Raw genomic sequence first — 23,448 nt, forward strand, 5'->3', positions numbered from 1 at the left:
ATCAGGCACCCTGATCAGCCACCCTGGCTTGCAAAAAAGGTGCGGGCCTGGGCACTATCCAGCGCTATTTGTTGCTTGAGCGCATCCAGCCCGGGAAACTTCATTTCATCACGCAGCTTTTTCAGAAAGCTGACATGGACATGGCGGTCGTAAAGGTCGCCGCTGTAATCCAGCAAATGGACCTCAAGACTCAGGCGCGGGGTTCCGGCAATGGTCGGGCGCACGCCAAGATTGGCCACACCCGGCAAACCATCCAATTTTACCGCATATACCCCGGTCAGTGCAGGCCGTTCGTGCCGCATGTGTATGTTTGCAGTGGGAAATCCCAGCTGGCGCCCCAACTTGCGACCATGTACCACCTTGCCGCTGATGCTGTAGTAACGTCCCAGCAAGGCACTCGCCAGAGGCAAGTCGCCGTCATGCAGCGCCTGACGCACGCGCGTGCTGGAAATGCGATCGCCATCCAGCTGAATCTCTGGCACGCTTTCCAGTGCAAAGCCGGCCTGGCGCAGATCGTCCAGCCCACCCTGGCGCCGCGCACCAAAGCGGAAGTCATCGCCCACCAGTATGGCTTCGGCATTCAATTGCCCACGCAGAATATCCTGCATGAAGGCAGAAGCCTCCAGCGCGGCGAAGCGCTGATTGAAATGGCAAACATAGACATCTGCCACACCGGCCTCGATAAAGTGTTCGAGCTTCTCACGCAGCGAGGTCAGGCGCGCTGGTGCTTGTAAAGGCGTAAAAAATTCGCGTGGATGCGGCTCAAAGGTCATCACCACGGGTTGCAAACCTCGCGCCGTCGCCACTTGCACCAACTGGCGCAACAAGGCCTGATGACCAAGGTGCACGCCATCAAAATTGCCTATCGCCAGCGCTGCCGGGGGGCGCTGTCCGCTTGCAGGAAAATGTCGGAATACACGCATCAGATAGCCACCCGCCGCATGAAGTCCTTGGGCCGTATGCCCATCAGCCACAAAGCAGCAAAATAAGAAACTGCACCCAACGCTACCAGCATGGTCACCGAGGTCAGCTTGGCCAGCAGCTTGAGGTGCATCCAGTGCTGGTTGTCGCCCATGGCGACATACAACACGCCCCCCATCACGGAAACCGCAACCAGCAACTTGAACATGAACATCCACCAGCCGGCTTGCGGCTTGTAGATATTGGCTCGGCGCAGGTAAAAATACAGCAGCCCGGCATTCAGGCAAGCGCCCAGCCCAATGGCCAGCGCGAGCCCGGCATGCTTGAATGGACCGATGAACAGCAGATTCATCGCCTGCGTCGCCAGCAGTGTAAAAATGGCAATCTTCACCGGGGTTTTAATGTCCTGCCGCGAGTAAAAGGCAGGCGCCAGCACCTTGACCAGAATCAGGCCAAGCAGCCCCAGGCTGTATGCCATCAAGGCCTGCCGTGTCATCCACACATCCTGTTCGGAAAACGCGCCATAGTGGAACAGACTGGCCACCAGCGGCACGGCGATCACCGCCAATGCTACCGCCGCGGGCAAAGCCAGAATAAACGTCAGGCGTAGCCCCCAGTCGAGCAATTGCGAGTATTCGCCATCGGCCTTGTCAGCAAAGCTTTTGGACAGGCTGGGCAGCAGGATGGTCCCCAGGGCCACACCCAGGATGCCGGTCGGAAACTCCATCAGGCGATCTGCGTAGTAGAGCCAGGAGACGCTACCAGTCTGCAGAAACGAGGCAAAAATGGTGTTGATGAGCAGGGAAATTTGTGCGATCGACACCCCGAAAACCGCCGGGCCCATCAAACGCAAAATACGCCATACCCCCTCGTCACCCAGGCCGAGTCGTATGCGTGGCAGGAGACCGATCTGGCGCAAATATGGCACTTGATACACCAGCTGCAATACACCGCCGGCAAACACCGCCCAGCCCAGCACCATGACGGGAGGATCAAAGTAAGGCGCAAAAAACAGCGCGGCCACAATGAAGGTGATATTGAGCCAGACTGGCGTAAAGGCAGGTACGGAAAACTTGCTATAGGTATTCAGCACGCCGCCCGCCAGCGAGACCAGCGAGATAAAAAAGATATACGGAAACGTCACGCGCAATAGCGCCACGGTCATGGCGAATTTATCCGGCTCGGATTCAAAGCCGGGTGCACTGATATAAACGACCCAGGGCGCTGCCAGCATACCCAATATTGTCACGACGATAAGCGCGAGTCCCAGCAAGGTGGCGACATGATCCACCAGAAGACGGGTTTCTTCGTGGCCGCGACGGTTTTTGTATTCGGCCAGCACGGGCACAAATGCCTGCGAAAACGCGCCCTCGGCAAACAGACGGCGCAACAGATTGGGGATTTTGAAGGCAACAAAAAAAGCATCCGTATAGATGCCAGCGCCAAACACGCGAGCAATCAGCGTATCGCGCACAAAACCGAGGATGCGCGAGACAAAGGTCATGCTGCCGACAGTAGCCAGAGCTTTTAAGAGGTTCATTACGCCAGTATTTTCAATTAATATTCTGCCACCGCCGTGGGTTGGCGCGGAGCCATCTATAAAATGCGCGTGGCCTGCGAAGCCACTCTTTAAGTCCAATAGCTGCAAAAATCTCTCATGGACATCGGGCTCTAAACCAAGGCGCAAACCCGGCAATGAGTGCATCGGCACACCGATAGCAGCAGCATACCTAATGCCATGAATACAAGCGCATGATTTTAGCATGCCCACACGCCAAGCCTAAAGCGCAACATGCGCGAGACAACTTGCACGATGGCAAAAAAACGGCTAATATGCTCGGCTTCGAATTTACAAACTTGATTAGGATTATCCATGGCTAATAGCGCACAGGCGAGAAAACGTGCCCGTCAGGCAGTTAAGCAACGCGCCCACAACGCCAGCTTACGTTCCACTCTGCGCACCGCGATCAAAAAGATCATCAAAGCGGTTGAAGCAGGTGACAAAGCTGCCGCACAAACTGCTTACATCGAAAATGTAAGCGTGATTGATCGTATCGCGGACAAGAATATCATCCATAAGAACAAGGCCGCTCGCCATAAGAGCCGCCTGTCTGCCTCTATCAAGGCCATGGCATAGTATTCAAGCTACATAGCTGCAAGCAAAAAAGCCGAACAGATGTTCGGCTTTTTTATTGGTGTTAGCACCCACCCCAAACTAAGACCGCTCGCCATCAGCACGTCATCTTTTTCAATGGCGCCAATCCAATACACCCGCATTCGGCTTCAGGATATTCTGCGAGCAGCGACGCCCGAACCGATCTCAAAAAAACCAAGCGCAACAAAACAAATGAGGGTGCAAACTTCGCACCCTCACATCGACCAACTTCCTTAAAAAATCTCTTGTAGTGCGTTACTCGCCAATCCCCAGAGCCTCGCGGGCTTGCATGGCTAAACCATAAGCATTATCCGCGTTCGCATCCACCACCGTAAAATGGCCCATCTTGCGACCAGCACGGGGCTCATGTTTGCCATACAAATGCAGCTTGAGTGCTGGCACAGCAAACGCAGCTGCCCAATCCGGCTCGCCATCGTGCCAGATATTGCCCAGGATATTCACCATGACAGACGGGCTATGCAAACGGGCATCCCCCAAGGCGTGTCCGGTCAGCACGCGCACTTGCTGTTCGAACTGGTTGGTCACGCAGCCATCCAGCGTGTAGTGCCCGGAGTTGTGCGGCCGCGGAGCAATTTCATTCACCAGAATCTGGTCGCCACATACAAAAAACTCTACTCCCAACACGCCAACGTATTCCAGCTTCTGTGCCAGTTCAATCGCCAGCGCCGTGGCCTTTTCACGCAAGGCATCACTACAGCGCGCAGGGGCAATGCTGATATCCAGAATGCCATTCAGATGGCTGTTTTCTGCTACCGGGAAGGTAGCCACATGCCCATGCACATCCCGCGCCAGCACCACGGAAACTTCAAGATCCAGCGCCAGCATTTTCTCCAGCACGCAGGTCTCGCCGCCAAACTGCTCAAACGCCGCTTCAGCTTCCTCGCGCCCACTTACCCGCGCCTGGCCTTTGCCGTCATAGCCAAATCGCGCCACTTTCAGAATCGCTGGGTAAATCGCGGCATCCACCGAATTAAAATCAGCAGCGGACTCAATCACATGGAAGGGTGCTACTGGCAAGCCAGCATCGCGTATGAAGTTTTTTTCCTTGACGCGATGCTGTGCGGTGGCAACTGCGGCCGCAGCTGGGCGAACAATGCGGGTCTGCTCAAAAAACTCGAGCGTTTCGGCCGGGACATTTTCAAATTCGGTGGTAATCGCAACACAGCTTTGCGCCACGGACTCAAGCGCTTCACGATCATCGTAAGCCGCACATAAATGCACATCTGCAATTTTGCCTGCGGGGCTGTTCAGATCAGGGTCAAGCACGGTCACGCGGTAACCCATTTCATGTGCAGCAATCACAAAAAAACGGCCCAGTTGGCCGCCACCCAGCATGCCGAGCATGGCAGGCGGCAAAATCTTGGAAGAAAGTTCAGCTAATTTCACGCTCAAGGTTGCTCCGATAATTGCATGGCAAATACTTTGTCGGCCTGGGCCGCACGGAATTCATTTAATTTGGTAGCCAGCGCAGCATCCTGTGTCGCCAGCATGGCGATGGCAAACAAGCCAGCGTTTGCCGCCCCGGCTTCGCCAATGGCGAAGGTGGCCACGGGGATACCTTTGGGCATCTGCACGATCGATAACAGGGAATCTTGCCCTTGCAAATGCTTGGAAGGTACAGGTACGCCCAGAACAGGCAGTATGGTCTTGGCAGCGACCATGCCGGGCAAGTGAGCAGCACCGCCAGCACCGGCGATGATTACCTTGAAGCCACGCTCAGCGGCCTGCTCGGCAAACTCGAACATCAGGTCCGGAGTGCGATGAGCCGACACCACGCGGGCTTCATATGCGACGCCAAAATCAGCCAGCATTTGCGCCGCGAGCCGCATGACGGGCCAATCGCTATCAGACCCCATGATGATGGCGACTTGCGCCTGTGTTGTAGACATGGAAGCTACCTTTACAAAAGAATAAGATTATCGCGGTGAATCAGCTCGGCTTCATCCACATAGCCCAGTATCTGGATAATATCCGCACTGGGCTTGCGCAGGATGCGCGAGGTTTCACTGGCACTGTAGTTTACGAGGCCACGGGCAATTTCCTGCCCCCGCTGATCAAAACAGGCCACTGCCTCGCCGCGCTCAAAACTGCCCTCGACCGAAAGCACGCCTATTGGCAGCAAACTTTTGCCATCTTCGCGTAGCGCTTTCACGGCGCCATCATCCATGATGACCTTGCCGGAAAGGCGCAGATGATCTGCCAGCCATTGTTTTTTAGCCATCAATTTCACCTGGCCTGCTTGCAGGTGTGTCCCCACCGCTTCACCCGCGGCCAGACGCACCAGCACTTGTGGTTCACGGCCTGAGGCGATCACGGTATGGGCTCCACTGCGTGCCGCACGCTTGGCCGCCAGTATCTTGGTCAGCATGCCACCTGTACCGACACTGCTGCCCGCACCGCCTGCCATGGCTTCCAGTTCGGGAGCACCCGCCACCGCGTGGTTAATGAACTGGGCATCGGGATTTTTGCGTGGGTCAGCCGAATACAAACCCTGCTGATCGGTAAGAATAACCAGCGCATCCGCTTCAATCAGATTAGCCACCAGCGCGCCCAGGGTGTCGTTATCCCCAAAGCGGATTTCGTCGGTGACGACCGTATCGTTTTCATTGATGATGGGGATGACACCGAGATCAAGCAGGGTACGCAATGTGCTGCGCGCATTGAGGTAACGCTTGCGGTCCGCCAGATCATCATGCGTCAGCAGCACCTGGGCGGTGTGCAGACCGTGTTTGCTGAAGCAGCTTTCGTACATCTGCACCAAGCCCATTTGACCAACAGCCGCGGCGGCCTGCAACTCATTAACGGCCTTGGGCCGTTTTTTCCAGCCCAGGCGCTGCATGCCTTCGGCAACCGCCCCACTGGAAACCAGCACCACTTGCCGCGACTGCTTTACCAGATGCGATATCTGGTCTGCCCAAGCGGCAATCGCTTGCCGATCCAGTCCCTCACCATTATTGGTGACCAGACTTGAACCTACCTTGACGACAATGCAATCAGCCTCAAGCAGCAGGGAGTCCATCTTGATCCTCTTGCGCATGCTCACCCGCGCGTACAGATTCGATATGTTCCATGATGGCGTAGGTCAGCTCTTTGCAACCGATGCCTGCCAGCGCCGATATGGCAAATACACGGCCTTCCCAGCCATAATCGCGCACAAATGCTGCGACAACCTCGGCACTGTCAGACAGCATGTCGACCTTGTTCAGCACCAGCCAGCGTGGTTTTTGATAAAGGGACTCGTCGTATTTGCGCAGTTCTTCCACAATGGCACGGGCTTCTTTGACTGGATCAACCGACTCATCAAAAGGCGCAATGTCGACAAGATGCAGCAACAAGCGCGTGCGTGCCAGATGCCGCAGGAATTGGTGACCAAGGCCCGCCCCTTCGGCCGCGCCTTCTATCAGCCCGGGAATATCGGCAATAACAAAACTGCGATTGGTATCCACGCGAACCACACCCAGATTGGGATGCAGCGTGGTGAAAGGATAATCCGCCACCTTGGGTTTGGCTGCAGAGACCGAGCGAATAAACGTCGATTTGCCTGCGTTTGGCATGCCGAGCAAGCCGACATCCGCCAGGACCTTCAGCTCGAAATAAAGCTCAAACTCTTCGCCAGGCTCCCCCTTGGTACATTGACGGGGAGAACGATTAACACTGGATTTGAAATGAATATTGCCCAGGCCGCCATTACCGCCCTTGGCCAGCAAGGCCTGCTGACCATGCTCGGCGAGGTCGATCAGCACTTGCTCGGTGGCTTTGTTGCTGATCACCGTGCCCACGGGCACACGCAGAATCAGGTCTTCACCACCCGCACCGTACTGATCCGAACCGCGACCATTTTCACCACGCTGGGCGCGGAAGGTTCGCGTGTATCGATAATCCACCAGGGTATTGATGTTGCGGTCAGCGACCGCATAGATGGAGCCACCACGACCGCCATCGCCGCCATTGGGACCGCCCATGGGCTCGTACTTTTCGCGCCGGAAGGTGGCTACGCCATTACCGCCGTCGCCGGCGTAGACCTTGATGGTTGCTTCATCTATGAATTTCATGTTTTCCAGTCAATCTCAATATCGACAAGCGCGGCTTATTATAGCAAGCCGTTTTTTCCGACATGCACGCCTGAAATAAAAAAGCCCTATCTGTGCGATAGGGCTTTTACCAACCTGTGCTGCGAATTAAGCAGGGATGATGCTGACCAGCTTGCGACGCAGAGCGCCCTTAACTGAGAAAGCAACCTTGCCATCCACCTTGGCAAACAGGGTGTGATCCTTGCCCATGCCTACATTGTCACCAGCGTGCATGCGAGTGCCACGTTGACGAACAATAATGCTGCCAGCAGAAACCAATTGGTCGCCGAAGGCTTTCACGCCCAGTCGCTGGGCCTGTGAGTCGCGGCCGTTACGGGAACTACCGCCTGCTTTTTTGTGTGCCATGTTTTATTCCTTATCTCAAGTAACCGCAGCCGAATTACTTGGCAGCAATGTTTTCGATCTGGATTTCTGTGAAATCCTGACGATGACCCTGGGTCTTGCGATAGTGCTTACGACGACGCATCTTGAAGATCAAGACCTTGTCAGCACGACCGTGTGCGACCACCTTGGCCTTGACAGTGGCACCAGCGATGACAGGAGCACCGATAGTAACGTTGTCGCCGTCAGCAACCATTAATACTTGGTCGATGGTGATGTCGCTACCGACTTCGCCCACCAACTTCTCAACCTTAAGTTTGTCGCCGGCTGCTACACGGTACTGCTTACCGCCGGTCTTGATGACTGCATACATGATCTAGCCTCGTTCGCTACGCATTCAAATGAATCGAGCATTATACGGAAAATTGGACGTTTAGCAAATCTTAATGCGCTTTTCCGCAAACAATTCGCCATAACGCCGACATTATGCCGCAGACGTTGCGCAAGGCCAACAAGCACGGGACAAGCGCTGTATATGCCCATACCCTATATGATAAAATGCCGCATCTAATTCTGGCTGATACTCGTGTCCCTCGCTTTTATACAATCCTGCATCGCTCAAGACATGCAAGCAGTCGATGCGGTGATTCGCAAATCCCTTCACTCCGATGTTGTTCTGATCAACCAGGTTGCCGAGTACATCATCAATGGCGGCGGCAAGCGCCTGCGGCCTGCGCTGGTTCTTCTTTCCGCCGGCGCGTTTGGCGAGGTGAATGCACGCCATCACGAGCTCGCCGCAGTTGTGGAGTTCATCCACACCGCCACATTGCTGCATGACGATGTCGTCGATGAATCCGCCATGCGCCGTGGGCGCGCCACGGCCAATACCTTGTTCGGCAATGCAGCCAGCGTACTGGTGGGCGACTTCATCTACTCACGCGCCTTTCAGATGATGGTCGGTGTTGAAAGCATGCGTGTAATGGAGGTGCTGGCCCAAGCAACCAACATCATCGCTGAAGGCGAAGTATTGCAACTGCTGAACGTACACGATGCCGACATCACCGATGAGGCCTATCTCAAAGTCATCCATTACAAAACAGCCAAGCTGTTTGAGGCCGCCACCCGCCTGGGCGCGATTATCTGCGCAGCCTCGGAGCAGGATGAACAGGCGATGGCGGAATACGGCATGCGACTCGGCACCGCGTTTCAGCTGATTGATGACGTATTGGATTTCAGCGGCGACAGCCAGGAAATTGGCAAAAATCTGGGTGACGACCTGGCAGAAGGCAAACCAACCCTGCCTCTGCTGATCGCCATGCGTCTGGGCACAACCGCACAAGCCCAGACCATACGCAAAGCGATCGAAGAGGGCGGTCTGGATGAACTCCCTGCCGTCATGCAAGCCGTGCACGAGACTGGCGCGCTTGATCAGGTACGCGCGATTGCGCGGCAAGAGGCCAAGGCCGGGTGCGACGCGATTCAGCATCTGCAGGACTCCCCTTCACGCCAGGCACTGCTAAAACTGGCCGAATTTGCAGTGGACCGCACATTTTAAGCAGTCGCAGAACCCGCGCACCAACAAAAACGCCACCAACCCGCTAAGGGTGGTGGCGTTTTTTTCAACAGACTGAAGCAGGTGCCAGAATGCGCAAGGCATCTTGGCGCTACATCAATTCAATACAATCTGCTCGCCGCTATCGGCACGATAGTAGCTAAGGTGAGCGCAGGGGCTGGTATCTGGCGTGAGCGCTCCATCAAACAAGGCACGCCCATCAACATCCACCACGGCATAGCCGTTATGGTAGAGCGTCACTTCAGCCTGTTGCCGTCCCTGCCTCATGGCAAAGCTCATGTACCCGTCGTCCTCCTCTTCTCCATAGACTTCCCAGTTGGAGCGGCCGGTCAACTGCTCCATCCATCCTGGAAGATCAACCTCTACGCGGCAAACGACCGGGGCTTCCCATGCAGCTTGGACAGTGTTTTCCATCATTCGCTTCCTTTCGTTTTAAGTGGTTGGTTAAGGTGTAAGTGGCGTCGATACGGCGCAATTTCAAGTGTGACTCTACCCGACAGTGGATAGTTGCTTATATCTGTATAACGGTGCGATGATGCAGAAAGTTTAATGGAACAAGCGTATGCCCGACGTTATTAGCAATTTTCTTCAGGTATTGCAGGACTCCCCTGCCTTTTTTATTGCCGTTTCTGCCCTGCTCGGGCTTCTGGTAGGCAGCTTTCTGAATGTCGTCATTCATCGGCTGCCTAAAATGATGGAAGCGGAATGGCGACTGAATTGCCTGTCACTCGATGGACAGCCACCTTCAGAACCTCCGAAAAAATTCAACCTGCTGACTCCACGTTCCAGCTGTCCGCATTGCGGGCATGCCATCACGGCCATCGAGAACATCCCCTTGATAAGCTACCTGGGCCTGCGCGGCAAATGCCGGGCTTGCAAGGCGCCTATCAGCTTGCGCTACCCTGCGGTCGAGCTGCTCACCGGCATCCTGACCGCTCTGGTGAGCTGGAAACTAGGCTACGGCGGCATGACGGTGTTTGCCTGGCTATTTGTTTTTGCATTGATCGCCCTAACCTTCATTGACCTGGATACGCAGCTGCTGCCTGACGACATTACGCTCCCTTTGCTATGGCTGGGCTTGCTGGTCAATCTCAATGGCGGCTTTACCGACTTGTACTCCGCCGTAACTGGCGCCGCAGCCGGGTATCTCATCCTGTGGAGCATCTATTGGCTGTTCAAACTCATAACAGGCAAAGAAGGCATGGGCTACGGCGACTTCAAATTGCTTGCCGCCATCGGCGCCTGGTTTGGCTGGCAAATGCTGCCTGCCGTCATCCTGCTTTCATCACTGGCGGGCTCGGTCATTGGCATAGGCTTGATTCTGTTTGCACGCCATGGTCGCAGCACGCCCATCCCATTTGGACCCTACCTGGCATTAGGCGGCATTGCCGCCTTGTTCTTCGGCCCGACTTTGGCAAGCTTTTACCTGGGCAGCTGACATGATCGTAGGACTGACGGGCGGCATAGGCAGCGGAAAATCAGCGGCAGCAGCGCAGTTTGCTGCCCTGGGTACTCCGGTCATTGATGTGGATGTCATCTCGCACCAGCTCACCGCTGCAGGCCAACCAGCCGTACTGGCGATCGCCAAGGAACTGGGAAATGACATGCTTAACGCAGATGGCAGCCTCAACCGCGCCGCTGTGCGCAGCAAAGTGTTTGAGGATGCTGCGGCGCGCCAGCAGCTGGAAGGCATTTTGCACCCGGCTATTTATGAAGAAGCGCAACGCCAGCTGCAGCAGGTTCGCAACACCGCGCCATACTGCATCATCGTGGTGCCACTACTGTTCGAAAGCGAACGCTACCAGCAATTGATAGATCGCAGCCTGCTGATTGATTGCGAGGAATCCATACAGATTGCCCGCACCATGCAGCGCAGCCAAATGTCGGAAATCGAAGTGAAAAACATCATGGCAGCCCAGCTATCCCGCGAAACCCGTCGGCAATTGGCAAATGACATCATCAGCAACAACGGCAGCCTGGATGAATTACAAAAAAATGTCATCGCTTTTCACCAAAAATACATTAATCCTTGCATAGTTAGCAATTAGATTTCATAATCCACCGTAACTTTAAAAACGCTAAGCGCTCAGCCAAAAAAGCCCGTGCCCAGTTACGATTACCCATTTAATGAACGTATCCGGACGCTGCTGCGCCTGGAGGATCTGTTCACTAAAGTGCTGCACAATATGGCGGCCGGGCATGAGTATCACCATCACTGCGCGCTGCTCTCCCTGTTCCAGATTCTCGATGTGATTGATCGTGCCGAATTGAAGGCGGACCTGCTACAAGAGCTGGACCGGCAAAAGATCGTCATGACCAGCTTGCTTGGTAATCCCTCCATCGCCGAAAAAGTGCTTACCGACCTGATCGGCGAAATCGAAAATACCAGCAAAGCCCTGCGCCAGAACACCACCAAGCTTGGCCAAACCCTGCGGGATAACGACTGGCTGATGAGCATCAAACAGCGGGCTGGCATCCCGGGCGGCGTGTGCGAGTTTGATCTGCCGTCCTACCATTATTGGCTGGGGCTGGATGAAGACAGGCGCCGCCAGGATCTCGATAACTGGCTGCAGCCATTGATCAGCATTTACGATGCCTTGCGCATCATCCTGCATATTTTGCGCGGGAGCGGCAATACCGTTGAGCTGACCGCCGTCAATGGCGTGTACCAGCAAATGCTGGGCGGTTCAAAACCCGCCCAGATGCTGAGATTGCAGGTCGACGATGATGTCGAATGCTTCCCGGAAGTCAGCGCCAACAAATACGCCATCAACATCCGTTTCAATAGCCTGGACTACGCGCAAAAGCCGCGTGCATGCGACAAGAACGTTAACTTCACCCTTACCCTGTGCAACCTGTAAAGCCCATCAAAAAACGCTTGGTCACCTGTCCCCAATGCCAAGCCGTATCCGAATACTCTGTCGAAAACCGTTTTCGCCCCTTTTGCTCCGAGCGCTGCAAGCTGATTGACCTGGGCTTGTGGGCAGACGAGGGTTACCGTATTGCACAACCCATAGAACCTGACGAATTCCTGGAAGAATAAGGAGTCATGCCCATGTTCCAACAGCTCAGATGTATCGCCTTATGCCTGTTACTGGCTGCCACCCAGAGCGCCTGGGCAGCCGATGTCTTGCGCATCAGCCATGACTGGGTACGTGCCACAGCACCGGGGCAGGCCGTTGGCGCAGCCTACATGACACTGACCAGCGCTGAAGACGCCACCCTGACCAAAGTCGAAAGCGATGTTGCAGGGTCGGTGGAAATACACAGCATGACCATGAACGACGGTGTCATGCGGATGCGCATGCTGGAAACCTTGCCGTTAAAAGCGCAGCAAGCGGTCAATCTGGAGCCAGGCGGCTTTCACCTGATGCTGTTTGATCTGAAGGCCCCGCTGAAGGCAGGCACGAATGTTACGTTCAAACTCCACGTACAGGACAGCCACGGCAAGCAGCATGTCTACACGCACAGCAGTCTGGTAAAAGCGGCAGCGGAATAGCCTGCACCCGCCAGCCCTCAGCGCGGCTCCGCCTTGAAGGTAAACTGATAGCGCTGCAGCCCGGCGGCGGTTTCCACATCAATACGCGCGATCCAGTCACTGCGCCCCTGCACACACACCGGCAACGTAATATCCCCATGCCAGCGGCCATCGGGCTTCTGCAACAGCCGATATTTGTTAAGCCCCATCTCCATGCCATCCATGGCAAAACTGGCGTGTATGGTCTGTGCACCCGCCATGGCGACATCAATACCAAAGGGCTTCAGCACCGCAGGCGACGAGGCAAACACGACATGCAGGTTCTGATCACCACAGCCTTCCACCGGTGCTGGGCAATATAACAATTTGATACTCTGCGGCATCGCTGGCGCCCGCATATAGAAATAAAGTGCGGCCGCGCCCACCATAAGCAACAGCCCCAATACCGCCCATTTTTTGCGCTTAGCTGTTTTCATTCCAACATCCTCTCAACATGGCAATACCGTGCGCGCCATGACGCCACGCCTCTTGCAGATGGGATGCTTGCAAACCACCCAATGCATAGACTGGCAAGGCGTAGCCGACAATGCCCTCGGCAAACCCATGCCAGCCCAGAGGCTTGGCATCCGGATGGGACAAGGTTCGCAGCACGGGGGAAAAGACGACGAAGTCGAGCTCAAGCTCAGCCGCGCGGGCAAGCTCGTGCGCATCATGGCAGGAAGCCCCCACCACCAAGCCTTCAGGCTTTTGTTCCAGGGCCATCAGCGCCTGGCTGTTGAGATGCACGCCATCGGCATGCACGCTGGAGGCCAATTCCGGCGACGCATTCAGCAAGACTCTGGCACCGTAAGGGCGCGCCAGCGCAAGGACTTTAGTGGCAAAAGCCTGTAGAGCCTCTTCACTCAGATGCTTTTCGCGCACCTGTATCAGCTTCAAGCCGCCTTGCAATGCCCGCTCCAGCCGGGCCAGAAACACCGGCTCACCCAGCGCCTCCAGCTGCGTAATCGCATATATGGAGGGCAAGCTCAGCATGCGCAGCAATGGTTCGTTCGCAGGCAACAAAGGCCCGACATCCACCGCAGAAGGCCATTGCCAGGACAAGGCCTGACCTTCGCGCCCATGTGGCTCACCAGTCCATCGCCGCACCTGATAGAAATGCAATTGAACGGTACGCTCGGGATAGGCAAAGCGGCGGGTAATCCAGGGATAAGCCTCGACAATCGCGGTGCCGAGCTCCTCTTCTATTTCACGTTTAAGCGCTTGCAAGACGGATTCGCCCTGCTCGATCTTGCCGCCGGGAAACTCCCACCATCCGGCCCAGGGTTTGCCTTCAGGGCGTTGCGCCAGAAGCACTTTGCCATCCTCCCGCACCAGCACCGCCACAGCGGCATGCACCACAGGCTTATCGCTCATTGCGCATCCGGTGGATTGCTGACGGCAGCCAACTCACTCAACTTGGCCTGCCCGGCATAATCGCGGGCAAATTGCGAGGCAATGCGGCCACTGCGCGAGCCACGAGCCAGCGCAAACTGCAAGGCCGCCTGGCGCGCATCTTCGGTAAACGGCGTGATACCATGGTATTCCAGCCACTGCTCGGCCACGCGCAAATAGTCTTGCTGGCTGAATGGATAGAAGGACAGCCACAGGCCAAAGCGCTCCGACAGCGAAATTTTTTCTTCAGCGGTATCGCCAGGGCGTATCTCTTCACCCAGATGCTGGGTTTCGAGATTTTCGGCCATGTACTCTGGCATGAGGTGACGGCGATTGGAGGTGGCGTACACCAGCACATTGTCCGAGGTGGCCGAGACCGAGCCATCCAGCACTACCTTGAGCGCCTTGTAGCCGGGCTCGCCAGCATCAAACGTCAGATCATCGCAGAAGACAATAAAGCGCTCGGGACGCTCGCGCAAAATCGCCACGATCTCGGGCAATGACACCAGATCCTGCTTTTCCACCTCCACCAGCCGCAAACCATGCTGGGCAAAGTGGCTCAGCACCGCTTTCACCAGGGAAGACTTTCCAGTACCACGCGCGCCGGTCAGCAACACATTATTGGCCGGCAGGCCACGCACAAACTGCTCGGTGTTGCGCACGATGCGCGCCTTCTGTTCATCCACATTTTGCAGGCCATACAGGCTGACATAATGCGGGTGATGCACGGCTTGCAGATAACCACGCCCCTGATGCGCAACCCAGCGCCAGGCGATCGCACTCCAGTCAGTATCCTGCGCCTGCGGCAGCAAGTGCTTTTCCAGACGGTCGAGCAGGCGCTCGGCTTTCTGTATCAATTGTTCAATATCTGCCATGGATGGCCTCGTCTGAATTCAAGAATCAGGAGCGATAGTCTGCATTGATCTTGACGTAATCATAGGAAAAATCACAGGTCCACACAGTGGCTTTCGCGCTACCGCGATTCAGCACCACTCGCACCGTGATTTCCGCTTCCTTCATGACGGCTGCACCCTGCGCCTCTTCATAGCTGGCAGCGCGGCCGCCATGCTCTGCGACCAGCACATCGCCCAGATAAAGCTGCATGGCGTTGACATCCAGGTCAGCGATACCGGCGTAACCGATAGCCGCCAGAATACGGCCAAGATTCGGGTCAGAGGCAAAGAATGCCGTCTTGATCAGCGGGGAGTGCGCAATGGCATACGCCACCTTGCGGCATTCTTCGCGGTCTTTGCCTGCTTCGACATGTATGGTCATGAACTTGGTAGCCCCCTCGCCATCGCGCACAATGGCTTGCGCCAGCTCAACGGCGACTTCCGTCATCACCGCACGCAAGGCCTCAAACTCACTGCTGCTTTCGGTAATTTCCGCATTTCCTGCCTGGCCCGTTGCCATCAGGATCAGGGAGTCATTGGTGGAGGTGTCGCCATCGACGGTAATACAGTTGAACGAGTGATTTACCGCGTGATCAATGATCGCCTGCAAAGCCGACTGACTAACTGCGGCATCGGTCGCCACATAGCCCAGCATGGTCGCCATGTTGGGATGTATCATGCCGGAGCCCTTGGCAATGCCGGTCACTGTCACTTGCTTGCCGCCCAGCGTCACCTGACGCGATGCGCCCTTGGCCACGATATCGGTAGTCATGATGGCTTCGGCCGCATCCAGCCAGCCATCGGCGCGTTGAGCTGCCACGGCTGCCGGTAAACCTGCCACCAGCCGTTCAATCGGCAAAGGCTCCAGAATCACACCCGTCGAAAATGGCAGAATCTGCCCGGCCTGGCAGCCCAGCAAGCTGGCCAGGGCATCACAGGTTTCACGTGCGTGCTGCATGCCGGGCTCACCAGTGCCTGCGTTGGCATTACCCGTATTCACTACCAGCGCACGGATTTCATTTCCCGCAGCCAGGTGTTCACGGCAAAGCGTGACTGGGGCTGCACAAAACCGATTCTGCGTGAATACGCCTGCCACACGCGTGCCTGGGCTCAGTTGCATGACCAGTACATCCTTGCGGTCTGGCTTGCGGATATGGGCTTTGGCATAACCCAGGGTAATGCCGGCAACCGGCTTCAGGGTGGCGGCATCAGGAGCAGTAAGGTGAACTGGCATGTGGAGGTTTCCCGAAAGATGGACACGAAATTAGAAAGTAGTCGCGATTTTACCCGATCACCGCGACAAGGGCATGACATGTGGAGTGGCGTAACCGTGTGAGGTCATCGCGCGCACGGAGAATAGCGCAAGTAGTCAGGCAGCAGACCGGGCTTAGTCGTCGAAACGGGCGATTTCGATTTGGCGCTGTGCCAGCCGTTCTTTTACTTCATGGCGCTGCTGTGGCGACATATCCCACCACTCGCGAATCTCGTCTATGGTGCGAAAACAGCCTTCGCACAAGCCGGTTTCTTCGTTCATGGCACAGACGCCGATACAGGGCGAGGATACAACGGTGGAATTGGGTTCAGAACTCATGGGAAACAACCTCTGGAGAATAGCCTCAGGATTATAACAAACATGCAGCGAGCTATAGGCGCAGAAAATCCTGGAGATGGCCGGGATTGATAGTGCAATGGAAAGAAGGTAGTGCAGGCCAAGATGAGACCACCTGAATAATCACATGGACCCAGCCTGTCGGCAGCAAGCATCTCCGAAGATGTGATCTGGCAACACTACCGCAATGTGCCGATATAGCGCTTCTTGACAGTATCGACGGAAGGGGCGGCGGCCTCGGTTCGGGCAGGGCCTTGCTCCCCATTTAGCAAGGCCTGGTAGCGTAGCGCCTGACGCGCCAGTTCGTCATTGCCCTGTTCAACTGCGAGCTTGATGATCGCACGGGCATACTCTTCATTTTGCGCCATCCACTCGATATCAATGACGCGATTGGCAACCCGACGCAAGGAAACATAAAGATGCGCAGCTATCGCTGTTTTTTCAGTATCCGCCATCAGATGATACGCTCCGCATGTTGGGAAATATCCAGCCCATCCTCCTCATCCTCGGCACTCACCCGCAGCGGACTCACCAGGTTCACAAGCAACAGGATCACCCAGGTACCCACCCCGCTATACACCAGGGTGGCAATCACCCCTGTGGTTTGCGCGATCATGTTGCCATGCATGCCACCGACAGCGGGATTGGCCAGCAAGCCGGTCAGCAAGGCCCCCACAATGCCGCCTATGCCATGAATGCCAAACACATCAAGCGCATCATCTGCACCCAGCACCTGCTTCAAGCCGGTGGCGCCCCAATAACAGGCGACCCCGGCAACCAGCCCGATGATCAAGGCGCCACCTGCATCCACAAACCCTGAGGCGGGGGTAATCGCGACCAGGCCAGCCACAGCGCCCGAGCAAGCGCCAAGCAAAGTGGCGCGTGCCTTCACCCACCACTCCAGCGCCATCCAGGTTAACACCGCCATGGCCGTCGCCACTTGCGTGACCAGCATGGCCATGGCCGCACGCCCATCCGCCGCCACGGCAGAGCCCGCATTAAACCCAAACCAGCCTACCCAAAGCAGGGAAGCACCGAGCAAGGTATAGGTGAGATTGAATGGCGGGAAAGCAACTCGGCCATAGCCCAACCTCGGCCCCAGCATATAGGCACAGACCAGACCGGCAATACCGGCGTTGATATGCACGACGGTGCCGCCCGCAAAATCAAGCACGCCCTGCGCCGCCAGCCAGCCGCCTGGCTCCCACACCCAGTGCGCAATCGGCGCATAGATCAGCAAGCTCCATAGCGCGATAAACAGCAGCATGGCAGGGAAGCGGATGCGCTCGGCAAAAGCGCCCGTCAGCAGGGCTGGCGTAATGATGGCAAAGGTAAGCTGAAACATGACAAACACAGCTTCAGGTACGCTGGAAGCAATATGGCTGACGCTGATCTCCGCCCCATCCGGGCTGAAGCCCAGGCCATGCAGCATGACCCGATCAAAACCGCCAATGAAAAAACTGGATGGCGTGAAGGCCAGACTGTAGCCCACCACCACCCATACCAGGGTGACCATGCAGGTGACCGCCAGACTCTGGAAGGCGGTCGAAAGTACATTCTTCTTGCGCACCATCCCTGCGTAAAACAAGGCGAGGCCGGGAATGGTCATCAGCAGCACCAGAGCCGTGGCCGTCAGCATCCACGCCGTATCTCCGGCACTGATCTGTGTCACCGGCACCATGCCGGGGCCAGTGGGGGCGGCATGTGCGACCGCTGGCATCAAGCCGACCCAGCTGCCAATGCCCAGCGACATCCCTGCCATCTTGCTGCTGAATGCCCTCAATATGCCCTCGCCTTCTGCTTTTTGCCCGGACTGACAACTGCCGGGCGCTTCTTTCACAGGCATATTCACGCAAAAGCCATGCCACCAATAAAAAAACCCGGCCATCAGCCGGGTTTTTTCAAGTCAGACAATACGCGATCAATCAGCTCAGTTTGCCATGGCACTGCTTGTACTTTTTACCAGAGCCGCATGGGCATGGATCATTACGCCCGACCTTGACGCCTTCGCGTTCAAAGGGCTGGCTTTCTTCCGTCGCGGCATCCGCAACGGCCAGCGGATCTTCACCGACGCTGGCACTCGCATCAAAGTCAGCATGCTGGTATTGCACGTTTTCCAGCTCCACCGGTTTTTCTACGGCTTCCACATCGGCTTCATTGCGTACTTGCACCAGCATGGTGATCTGGGTGACTTCACGCTTTACGGTATCCAGGAGAGCAGCGAACAACTCAAAGGCTTCGCGCTTGTATTCTTGCTTGGGGTTTTTCTGCGCATAAGACCGCAGGTGTATGCCCTGACGCAGATGATCCAGCGCTGCCAGATGCTCGCGCCAATGGTTATCAAGACTTTGCAGCATCACGGCGCGCTCAAACTGGCGCATGACATCGGCACTGGCCTGTTGCTCTTTGGCAGCATACGCCGCCTCCGCCGCATTCAGCACATGCTCACGCAGGGTTTCTTCATGCAGGTCAGGATTGTCTTCCAGCATCTTTTGCAGGGGAATATCCAGACCCAGATCAGCCAGCAGGACTTTCTCCAGACCGGCAATATCCCACTGCTCTTCGAGCGTGCCTGGCGGGATATGGGAGGCAAAGGTGTCATTCACCACATCGGCACGCATGGCGGCGATGGTCTCGCCCACATCGGCGGCTTCCAGCAACTCGTTACGCTGCTGGTAGATCACCTTGCGCTGATCATTGGACACATCATCGTACTCAAGCAGCTGCTTGCGAATATCGAAGTTGCGGCCTTCCACCTTGCGCTGCGCGTTCTCGATGGCGCGCGTCACCCATGGGTGCTCAATCGCTTCGCCATCTGGCATTTTCAGACGTTCCATGATGGCGGATACGCGGTCAGAAGCAAAAATACGCAGCAACTGGTCTTCGAGAGAGAGATAGAAGCGGCTGGAACCTGGGTCACCCTGACGGCCAGATCGGCCGCGCAACTGGTTATCCACGCGGCGTGACTCATGGCGCTCAGTACCAATAATATGAAGGCCACCTGCAGCCAGCACAGCGTCATGCTGCTTCTGCCAATCGGCCTTGATGGCGGCGATACGGGCTTCCTTGTCAGCGTCGCTCAGGCTTTCATCGCTGCGCACCAGCGCAATCTCTGGCTCAGGGTTGCCCCCCAGCACGATGTCGGTACCACGGCCCGCCATATTGGTCGCAATGGTGATCACGCCAGGACGGCCCGCCTGCACAATGATCTGTGCCTCGCGCTCGTGCTGCTTGGCGTTCAACACCTGGTGCTCCAGCTTGGCTTCGTTCAGCAGATGCGAAATCAGTTCGGAGTTTTCAATCGAAGTGGTACCCACCAGCACGGGTTGCCCACGGCTCTGGCAATCCTTGATGTCTTCGATAACGGCGCGGTATTTCTCGCCGGAGGTGCGGTAGACCTTGTCCATCATGTCTTTGCGCTGCATGCCACGATGGGTAGGGATCACGACGGTTTCCAGACCATAGATCTGGTTGAATTCGTAAGCTTCGGTATCGGCAGTACCGGTCATGCCGGACAGCTTGCCGTACATGCGGAAGTAATTCTGGAAGGTAATGGATGCCAGCGTCTGGTTTTCTTTCTGGATCGCCACGCCTTCCTTGGCTTCAACGGCCTGATGCAAGCCATCGGACCAGCGACGGCCCGGCATCATGCGGCCGGTGAATTCATCCACGATCACGATTTCGCCATCGCGCACCACATAGTGCTGATCGCGGTGGAAGAGAGATTGCGCGCGCAAGGCGGCATACATGTGATGAACCAGGCTGATGCTGGCGGCATCGTAAAGACTGGCGCCTTCGGACAGTAAACCGGCCTCGGCCAGCAATTGTTCGGCGTGCTCATGTCCGGCTTCTGACATCAGGACCTGATGGGATTTCTCATCGACCCAGAAATCCCCCTCGCCTTCTTCTTCCTGCTGGCGCTTGAGCTTGGCGGCGATGCCATTCATCTGCACATAAAGGTCGATGCTGTCATCGGCCTGACCGGAAATAATCAGCGGGGTACGCGCTTCGTCAATCAGGATGGAGTCGACTTCATCAATCAGCGCATAGCTGAGACCGCGCTGCACGCGTTCCTGTGAAGTGAACACCATGTTGTCGCGCAGGTAGTCAAACCCGAATTCGTTGTTGGTGCCGTAGGTGATGTCAGCCGCATATGCCTCTTGCTTGGCATCATGTGACATCTGCGAGAGATTAATGCCGACGGTCAAGCCCAGGAAGTTGTAAAGGCGGGCCATCCACTCGGCATCACGCTTTGCCAGATAATCGTTGACGGTAATGACATGCACGCCCTTGCCGGTCAGCGCATTCAGGTAAGCCGGCAATGTAGCCACCAGGGTTTTACCTTCACCGGTACGCATTTCGGCAATCTTGCCAGCATTGAGTACCATGCCACCGATCAACTGCACGTCAAAGTGACGCATGCCCAGAATGCGGCGACTGCCTTCACGCACTACTGCAAATGCTTCCGGCAGCAGTTTTTCAAGCGACTCGCCATTCTGATAGCGCTGCTTGAACTCCTCTGTTTTGGCTTTCAGCTGTTCATCGCTCAAGCTCTGCAATGCAGGCTCCAGCGCGTTAATCACCTGCACATTCTGTGCGTATTGTTTGACCAGCCGCTCATTGCGGCTACCGAAAATTTTCTTGAACAGCGTGGATAACATGCAATAACACCAACTTTCCGCCCCAAGGACGGAAACCTCTAGGTTGACTTAAACAGTTTCTGGGTATGTAACAATGCCAGCAACAACGCGCATCCACCCATGATGGACGACTTAATTCAGCAAATATTTCCTGGGATCCAGCGGTGCGCCATTCAGGCGAACTTCAAAATGCAAATGCGCACCGGTAGAACGTCCTGTAGTACCTACTCTGGCGATCATTTGGCCTTTTTCAACCCGGTCACCCACCTTTACCAATAATTCTGAGGCGTGGGCATATCGGGTCTCAAAACCTGCACCATGGTCAATCTTGACGATTTTACCATAATCGGGCGTCTGCTCTGCCGTCGTGACAAGGCCACCTGCCGCCGCGTAAATGGGCGTACCTACCTCAGAGGTAAAATCCAGGCCTTCATGAAAGGCCATCCTGCCGCTGAAGGGGTCCAGACGCCAACCATAACTTGAAGAGTTATAAGCGCCGTTGACGGGATGGCCATTGGGGAAAGCATTTTTCTGCACGCTCTGCTGCATCATGAATGCCTCAATGGCACTCAGCTGGTCCTGCTTGCGCTCCATCTCGAACAGCAGCTCGGATATCTTCTCCTGCAACTGCGGGACATCCAGTCCGTAGGCGCGTACTTCGGGGCCGCCGCGCCCAGGTTCGGGCTGCGCTTCTTCAGGAGTGGATGGCGAGATCCCCGCCATGCCGGAGAGGCGCTCGCTGGTGGCATCCAGTCGCATCATGCGCGCCTGCAATTCACCCAGCTGCATGGCCAGGGCATCAATATGTTCTTGGGTATTCGGGGAAACAAGGTGCAAGGCCGCCGGAATAAGCGCCTTGACGCCATGGTGCTTGCCATCTGCCTGTGGCAGAATAAGGAGGGATGTGAGCAGGGCTATGCCTGCTATCAAAAGCGCCAGAAATAGTACGACTTGCCCCAGAGTGAGAACCCTGGGTTTTGCCATTGTGTCAGAGACAATAATGATATTCACGCAATTCCCCTTTGAGAGCCCATCGGCATGCGCAAGCTGAACGCGTTATTCAAAGATAATGCCAATCTCGAAGCATTGACCAGCTTGTCGGACAGTTTGACTGCCTCTAAAAATGCCTGGAATGCTGTGGTGCCTGCTCAGCTGGCGCGCTATACGCAACCCGGTGTCATCAAGCACAAGCGCTTGACCGTATATGCCCATAACGGCGCAATTGCGGCAAGACTGAAGCTTTTATTGCCAACTTTAATCAGTGGGCTGCAAAAGCAAGGGGTTGAAGTTACTTCAATTCGGGTGGAAGTGCAAGTGCAATCTGGCACGCGGGAAACACCCAAAATACTGCGCACATTGAGCGCGCAAGCCGCAGAAAACCTGGATGATCTGGCACAGAAACTCAAAGGCTCCCCGCTGGGGGAAGCGCTCAGCCGACTGATCAGCCGGGCAGAAAAATAAGCCCGGCCCTCTCCCTTCTGAAACTAATCTCTTAACGCAAGCTCTGATCAAACTATGGAATTTTTGTACTATCTGGCAGCAGGTGCTGCAACCGGCGTGCTGTCTGGCCTTTTCGGCATAGGTGGCGGCGTAGTCATTGTATCCATCCTCGCTTATCTGTTTGCAGGCCTGGGTTTCCCCGAAAGTCATATCATGCACATTGCGCTGGGCACTTCGCTCGCCAGCATTGTGTTTACCTCGCTGTCATCTGCTCGCGCCCATCACCGCAAGGACAATGTGGACTTCCCCCTGGTCAGGCAACTGGCCCCCACCATCGTCCTTGGCACCTTGCTCGGTAGCCTGATCGTTGCCCAGATACACAGCCATGCCTTGCAAGCGATTTTTGCGGTTTTCCTCACAGCCGTGGCTTGCCAGATGCTGTTCAAGCTCAGCCCCAATCAGGCTAGCCGGGTGCCAGGCCGCTGGCTGAATGGCGTCATGGGCGTTGTTATCGGGTTTATCTCCAGTCTGGTGGGGATAGGCGGTGGCACGGTATCCGTGCCCTATCTGCATTATTGCAATGTGCCTTTGAAACGCGCGATTGGTACCTCTGCCGCCATCGGCCTGCCGATTGCCCTGGCGGGAACCATAGGCTATATCTACACCGGCTGGAGCGTGCCCGGCTTGCCCGCCAACAGCCTGGGTTTTATATACCTGCCGGCACTCGCTGGCATTGCGCTGGCAAGTGTGGTCACCGCTCCCTGGGGCGCGGCCCTGGCACATCGCCTGCCGACGCCGATTCTGCGCCGCCTGTTCGCCTGCCTGCTGCTGGCACTCGGACTTAACATGCTGTGGAAAGTCATATGAGCGGGGAT

27 protein-coding genes are annotated in these 23,448 nt (G+C 56.0%); 9 read left to right on the forward strand and 18 right to left on the reverse strand.

Annotated features, from left to right (window positions below; genetic code table 11):
* Positions 1–14 precede the first annotated feature (14 nt).
* Both ACWWD9_RS11575 and murJ read right to left on the reverse strand, forming a co-directional pair.
* Positions 15–923, reverse strand: coding sequence for a bifunctional riboflavin kinase/FAD synthetase (locus ACWWD9_RS11575; protein WP_455867103.1), 909 nt, complete (start codon positions 921–923; stop codon positions 15–17).
* Positions 923–2,461: a murein biosynthesis integral membrane protein MurJ gene (gene murJ, locus ACWWD9_RS11580; RefSeq protein WP_455867104.1), complete on the reverse strand. Its 1,539-nt coding sequence runs from the start codon at positions 2,459–2,461 to the stop codon at positions 923–925. The genes ACWWD9_RS11575 and murJ overlap by 1 nt, the downstream gene beginning before the upstream one ends.
* 333 nt (positions 2,462–2,794) lie before the next feature.
* On the opposite strand from murJ, the gene rpsT reads away from it, so the two are divergent.
* Positions 2,795–3,058, forward strand: a complete 264-nt coding sequence (gene rpsT, locus ACWWD9_RS11585; RefSeq protein WP_013441347.1) for a 30S ribosomal protein S20 — start codon at positions 2,795–2,797, stop codon at positions 3,056–3,058.
* Between the two features lie 273 nt (positions 3,059–3,331).
* Here the strand turns inward: rpsT and ACWWD9_RS11590 are convergent, their stop codons facing one another.
* The 6 genes from ACWWD9_RS11590 to rplU form a co-directional block, all read right to left on the reverse strand.
* Entirely contained in the window at positions 3,332–4,489 is a 1,158-nt protein-coding gene (locus ACWWD9_RS11590) for a 5-(carboxyamino)imidazole ribonucleotide synthase (RefSeq protein ID WP_455867105.1), read from the reverse strand.
* Positions 4,486–4,986, reverse strand: coding sequence for a 5-(carboxyamino)imidazole ribonucleotide mutase (purE, locus tag ACWWD9_RS11595; protein ID WP_013441345.1), 501 nt, complete (start codon positions 4,984–4,986; stop codon positions 4,486–4,488). The genes ACWWD9_RS11590 and purE overlap by 4 nt, the downstream gene beginning before the upstream one ends.
* 11 nt (positions 4,987–4,997) lie before the next feature.
* Positions 4,998–6,116, reverse strand: a complete 1,119-nt coding sequence (gene proB / locus ACWWD9_RS11600; protein ID WP_455867106.1) for a glutamate 5-kinase — start codon at positions 6,114–6,116, stop codon at positions 4,998–5,000.
* Entirely contained in the window at positions 6,097–7,149 is a 1,053-nt protein-coding gene (cgtA, locus tag ACWWD9_RS11605; protein WP_013441343.1) for an Obg family GTPase CgtA, read from the reverse strand. Before cgtA ends, proB begins: the two co-directional genes overlap by 20 nt.
* A 126-nt stretch (positions 7,150–7,275) precedes the next feature.
* Positions 7,276–7,533 carry a 50S ribosomal protein L27 gene (gene rpmA / locus ACWWD9_RS11610; protein WP_013441342.1) on the reverse strand — a complete coding sequence of 86 codons (258 nt, stop codon included), beginning with the start codon at positions 7,531–7,533 and terminating at the stop codon, positions 7,276–7,278.
* Between the two features lie 34 nt (positions 7,534–7,567).
* The gene (rplU, locus tag ACWWD9_RS11615; RefSeq protein WP_013441341.1) at positions 7,568–7,882 is read right to left on the reverse strand and encodes a 50S ribosomal protein L21; all 315 of its coding nucleotides are present in this window, start codon (positions 7,880–7,882) and stop codon (positions 7,568–7,570) included.
* Positions 7,883–8,095: 213 nt separating this feature from the next.
* Between rplU and ispB the strand changes: the two genes are divergently transcribed.
* Positions 8,096–9,064, forward strand: a complete 969-nt coding sequence (gene ispB / locus ACWWD9_RS11620) for an octaprenyl diphosphate synthase (RefSeq protein ID WP_455867107.1) — start codon at positions 8,096–8,098, stop codon at positions 9,062–9,064.
* A 114-nt stretch (positions 9,065–9,178) separates the two neighbouring features.
* Here the strand turns inward: ispB and ACWWD9_RS11625 are convergent, their stop codons facing one another.
* Positions 9,179–9,499: a hypothetical protein gene (locus ACWWD9_RS11625; protein WP_041361967.1), complete on the reverse strand. Its 321-nt coding sequence runs from the start codon at positions 9,497–9,499 to the stop codon at positions 9,179–9,181.
* Between the two features lie 145 nt (positions 9,500–9,644).
* Between ACWWD9_RS11625 and ACWWD9_RS11630 the strand changes: the two genes are divergently transcribed.
* Genes ACWWD9_RS11630 through ACWWD9_RS11650 form a run of 5 tightly spaced genes read left to right on the forward strand, consistent with a single transcriptional unit; the run spans position 9,645 to position 12,581 of the window.
* Positions 9,645–10,520 carry a prepilin peptidase gene (locus ACWWD9_RS11630; RefSeq protein ID WP_455867108.1) on the forward strand — a complete coding sequence of 292 codons (876 nt, stop codon included), beginning with the start codon at positions 9,645–9,647 and terminating at the stop codon, positions 10,518–10,520.
* A gap of 1 nt (position 10,521) precedes the next feature.
* Positions 10,522–11,130 (forward strand): dephospho-CoA kinase, encoded by a 609-nt coding sequence (gene coaE, locus ACWWD9_RS11635; RefSeq protein WP_455867109.1) that lies wholly within the window; start codon positions 10,522–10,524, stop codon positions 11,128–11,130.
* Positions 11,131–11,184: 54 nt separating this feature from the next.
* On the forward strand, positions 11,185–11,943 hold the full coding sequence (gene zapD / locus ACWWD9_RS11640) for a cell division protein ZapD (RefSeq protein ID WP_015829403.1): 759 nt from the start codon (positions 11,185–11,187) through the stop codon (positions 11,941–11,943).
* A gap of 17 nt (positions 11,944–11,960) precedes the next feature.
* A complete protein-coding gene (locus tag ACWWD9_RS11645) occupies positions 11,961–12,125 on the forward strand; it encodes a DNA gyrase inhibitor YacG (protein WP_013441335.1) in 165 nt (54 codons plus the stop codon).
* 12 nt (positions 12,126–12,137) lie between these two features.
* Positions 12,138–12,581, forward strand: a complete 444-nt coding sequence (locus ACWWD9_RS11650; protein ID WP_455867110.1) for a copper chaperone PCu(A)C — start codon at positions 12,138–12,140, stop codon at positions 12,579–12,581.
* A 17-nt stretch (positions 12,582–12,598) separates the two neighbouring features.
* Here the strand turns inward: ACWWD9_RS11650 and ACWWD9_RS11655 are convergent, their stop codons facing one another.
* From ACWWD9_RS11655 to ACWWD9_RS11695, 9 genes are all read right to left on the reverse strand, one after another.
* Positions 12,599–13,036: a hypothetical protein gene (locus tag ACWWD9_RS11655; RefSeq protein ID WP_455867111.1), complete on the reverse strand. Its 438-nt coding sequence runs from the start codon at positions 13,034–13,036 to the stop codon at positions 12,599–12,601.
* Positions 13,023–13,973, reverse strand: a complete 951-nt coding sequence (locus ACWWD9_RS11660; protein ID WP_455867112.1) for a Nudix family hydrolase — start codon at positions 13,971–13,973, stop codon at positions 13,023–13,025. Before ACWWD9_RS11660 ends, ACWWD9_RS11655 begins: the two co-directional genes overlap by 14 nt.
* Positions 13,970–14,866: an ATP-binding protein gene (locus ACWWD9_RS11665; RefSeq protein WP_013441331.1), complete on the reverse strand. Its 897-nt coding sequence runs from the start codon at positions 14,864–14,866 to the stop codon at positions 13,970–13,972. The genes ACWWD9_RS11660 and ACWWD9_RS11665 overlap by 4 nt, the downstream gene beginning before the upstream one ends.
* Positions 14,867–14,891: 25 nt before the next feature.
* The gene (argJ, locus tag ACWWD9_RS11670) at positions 14,892–16,118 is read right to left on the reverse strand and encodes a bifunctional glutamate N-acetyltransferase/amino-acid acetyltransferase ArgJ (protein ID WP_455867113.1); all 1,227 of its coding nucleotides are present in this window, start codon (positions 16,116–16,118) and stop codon (positions 14,892–14,894) included.
* A 153-nt stretch (positions 16,119–16,271) separates the two neighbouring features.
* Positions 16,272–16,475, reverse strand: coding sequence for a DUF1289 domain-containing protein (locus tag ACWWD9_RS11675; RefSeq protein ID WP_015829397.1), 204 nt, complete (start codon positions 16,473–16,475; stop codon positions 16,272–16,274).
* A gap of 197 nt (positions 16,476–16,672) precedes the next feature.
* Complete coding sequence (locus tag ACWWD9_RS11680) at positions 16,673–16,948, reverse strand: hypothetical protein (protein ID WP_013441327.1); 276 nt, start codon at positions 16,946–16,948, stop codon at positions 16,673–16,675.
* On the reverse strand, positions 16,948–18,339 hold the full coding sequence (locus ACWWD9_RS11685; protein ID WP_455868157.1) for an ammonium transporter: 1,392 nt from the start codon (positions 18,337–18,339) through the stop codon (positions 16,948–16,950). The genes ACWWD9_RS11680 and ACWWD9_RS11685 overlap by 1 nt, the downstream gene beginning before the upstream one ends.
* Before the next feature lie 79 nt (positions 18,340–18,418).
* Positions 18,419–21,154, reverse strand: a complete 2,736-nt coding sequence (secA, locus tag ACWWD9_RS11690; RefSeq protein ID WP_455867114.1) for a preprotein translocase subunit SecA — start codon at positions 21,152–21,154, stop codon at positions 18,419–18,421.
* 111 nt (positions 21,155–21,265) lie between these two features.
* Positions 21,266–22,144, reverse strand: a complete 879-nt coding sequence (locus ACWWD9_RS11695) for a M23 family metallopeptidase (RefSeq protein WP_013441324.1) — start codon at positions 22,142–22,144, stop codon at positions 21,266–21,268.
* A gap of 27 nt (positions 22,145–22,171) precedes the next feature.
* Between ACWWD9_RS11695 and ACWWD9_RS11700 the strand changes: the two genes are divergently transcribed.
* Entirely contained in the window at positions 22,172–22,594 is a 423-nt protein-coding gene (locus ACWWD9_RS11700) for a DUF721 domain-containing protein (RefSeq protein WP_013441323.1), read from the forward strand.
* 54 nt (positions 22,595–22,648) lie between these two features.
* A complete protein-coding gene (locus tag ACWWD9_RS11705) occupies positions 22,649–23,440 on the forward strand; it encodes a sulfite exporter TauE/SafE family protein (protein ID WP_455867115.1) in 792 nt (263 codons plus the stop codon).
* Positions 23,441–23,448 lie beyond the last annotated feature (8 nt).

This window comes from Methylovorus sp. SPW-M1 (assembly GCF_053848825.1).

Bases quoted from the DNA above. Each gene is read 5' to 3' on its own strand.
- ACWWD9_RS11575 (WP_455867103.1), bottom strand. From the start codon at position 923: ATGCGTGTATTCCGACATTTTCCTGCAAGCGGACAGCGCCCCCCGGCA.
- murJ (WP_455867104.1), bottom strand. From the start codon at position 2,461: ATGAACCTCTTAAAAGCTCTGGCTACTGTCGGCAGCATGACCTTTGTC.
- rpsT (WP_013441347.1), top strand. From the start codon at position 2,795: ATGGCTAATAGCGCACAGGCGAGAAAACGTGCCCGTCAGGCAGTTAAG.
- purE (WP_013441345.1), bottom strand. From the start codon at position 4,986: ATGTCTACAACACAGGCGCAAGTCGCCATCATCATGGGGTCTGATAGC.
- proB (WP_455867106.1), bottom strand. From the start codon at position 6,116: ATGGACTCCCTGCTGCTTGAGGCTGATTGCATTGTCGTCAAGGTAGGT.
- cgtA (WP_013441343.1), bottom strand. From the start codon at position 7,149: ATGAAATTCATAGATGAAGCAACCATCAAGGTCTACGCCGGCGACGGC.
- rpmA (WP_013441342.1), bottom strand. From the start codon at position 7,533: ATGGCACACAAAAAAGCAGGCGGTAGTTCCCGTAACGGCCGCGACTCA.
- rplU (WP_013441341.1), bottom strand. From the start codon at position 7,882: ATGTATGCAGTCATCAAGACCGGCGGTAAGCAGTACCGTGTAGCAGCC.
- ACWWD9_RS11625 (WP_041361967.1), bottom strand. From the start codon at position 9,499: ATGATGGAAAACACTGTCCAAGCTGCATGGGAAGCCCCGGTCGTTTGC.
- ACWWD9_RS11630 (WP_455867108.1), top strand. From the start codon at position 9,645: ATGCCCGACGTTATTAGCAATTTTCTTCAGGTATTGCAGGACTCCCCT.
- coaE (WP_455867109.1), top strand. From the start codon at position 10,522: ATGATCGTAGGACTGACGGGCGGCATAGGCAGCGGAAAATCAGCGGCA.
- ACWWD9_RS11650 (WP_455867110.1), top strand. From the start codon at position 12,138: ATGTTCCAACAGCTCAGATGTATCGCCTTATGCCTGTTACTGGCTGCC.
- ACWWD9_RS11655 (WP_455867111.1), bottom strand. From the start codon at position 13,036: ATGAAAACAGCTAAGCGCAAAAAATGGGCGGTATTGGGGCTGTTGCTT.
- ACWWD9_RS11660 (WP_455867112.1), bottom strand. From the start codon at position 13,973: ATGAGCGATAAGCCTGTGGTGCATGCCGCTGTGGCGGTGCTGGTGCGG.
- ACWWD9_RS11665 (WP_013441331.1), bottom strand. From the start codon at position 14,866: ATGGCAGATATTGAACAATTGATACAGAAAGCCGAGCGCCTGCTCGAC.
- argJ (WP_455867113.1), bottom strand. From the start codon at position 16,118: ATGCCAGTTCACCTTACTGCTCCTGATGCCGCCACCCTGAAGCCGGTT.
- ACWWD9_RS11675 (WP_015829397.1), bottom strand. From the start codon at position 16,475: ATGAGTTCTGAACCCAATTCCACCGTTGTATCCTCGCCCTGTATCGGC.
- ACWWD9_RS11680 (WP_013441327.1), bottom strand. From the start codon at position 16,948: ATGGCGGATACTGAAAAAACAGCGATAGCTGCGCATCTTTATGTTTCC.
- ACWWD9_RS11685 (WP_455868157.1), bottom strand. From the start codon at position 18,339: ATGCCTGTGAAAGAAGCGCCCGGCAGTTGTCAGTCCGGGCAAAAAGCA.
- secA (WP_455867114.1), bottom strand. From the start codon at position 21,154: ATGTTATCCACGCTGTTCAAGAAAATTTTCGGTAGCCGCAATGAGCGG.
- ACWWD9_RS11700 (WP_013441323.1), top strand. From the start codon at position 22,172: ATGCGCAAGCTGAACGCGTTATTCAAAGATAATGCCAATCTCGAAGCA.
- ACWWD9_RS11705 (WP_455867115.1), top strand. From the start codon at position 22,649: ATGGAATTTTTGTACTATCTGGCAGCAGGTGCTGCAACCGGCGTGCTG.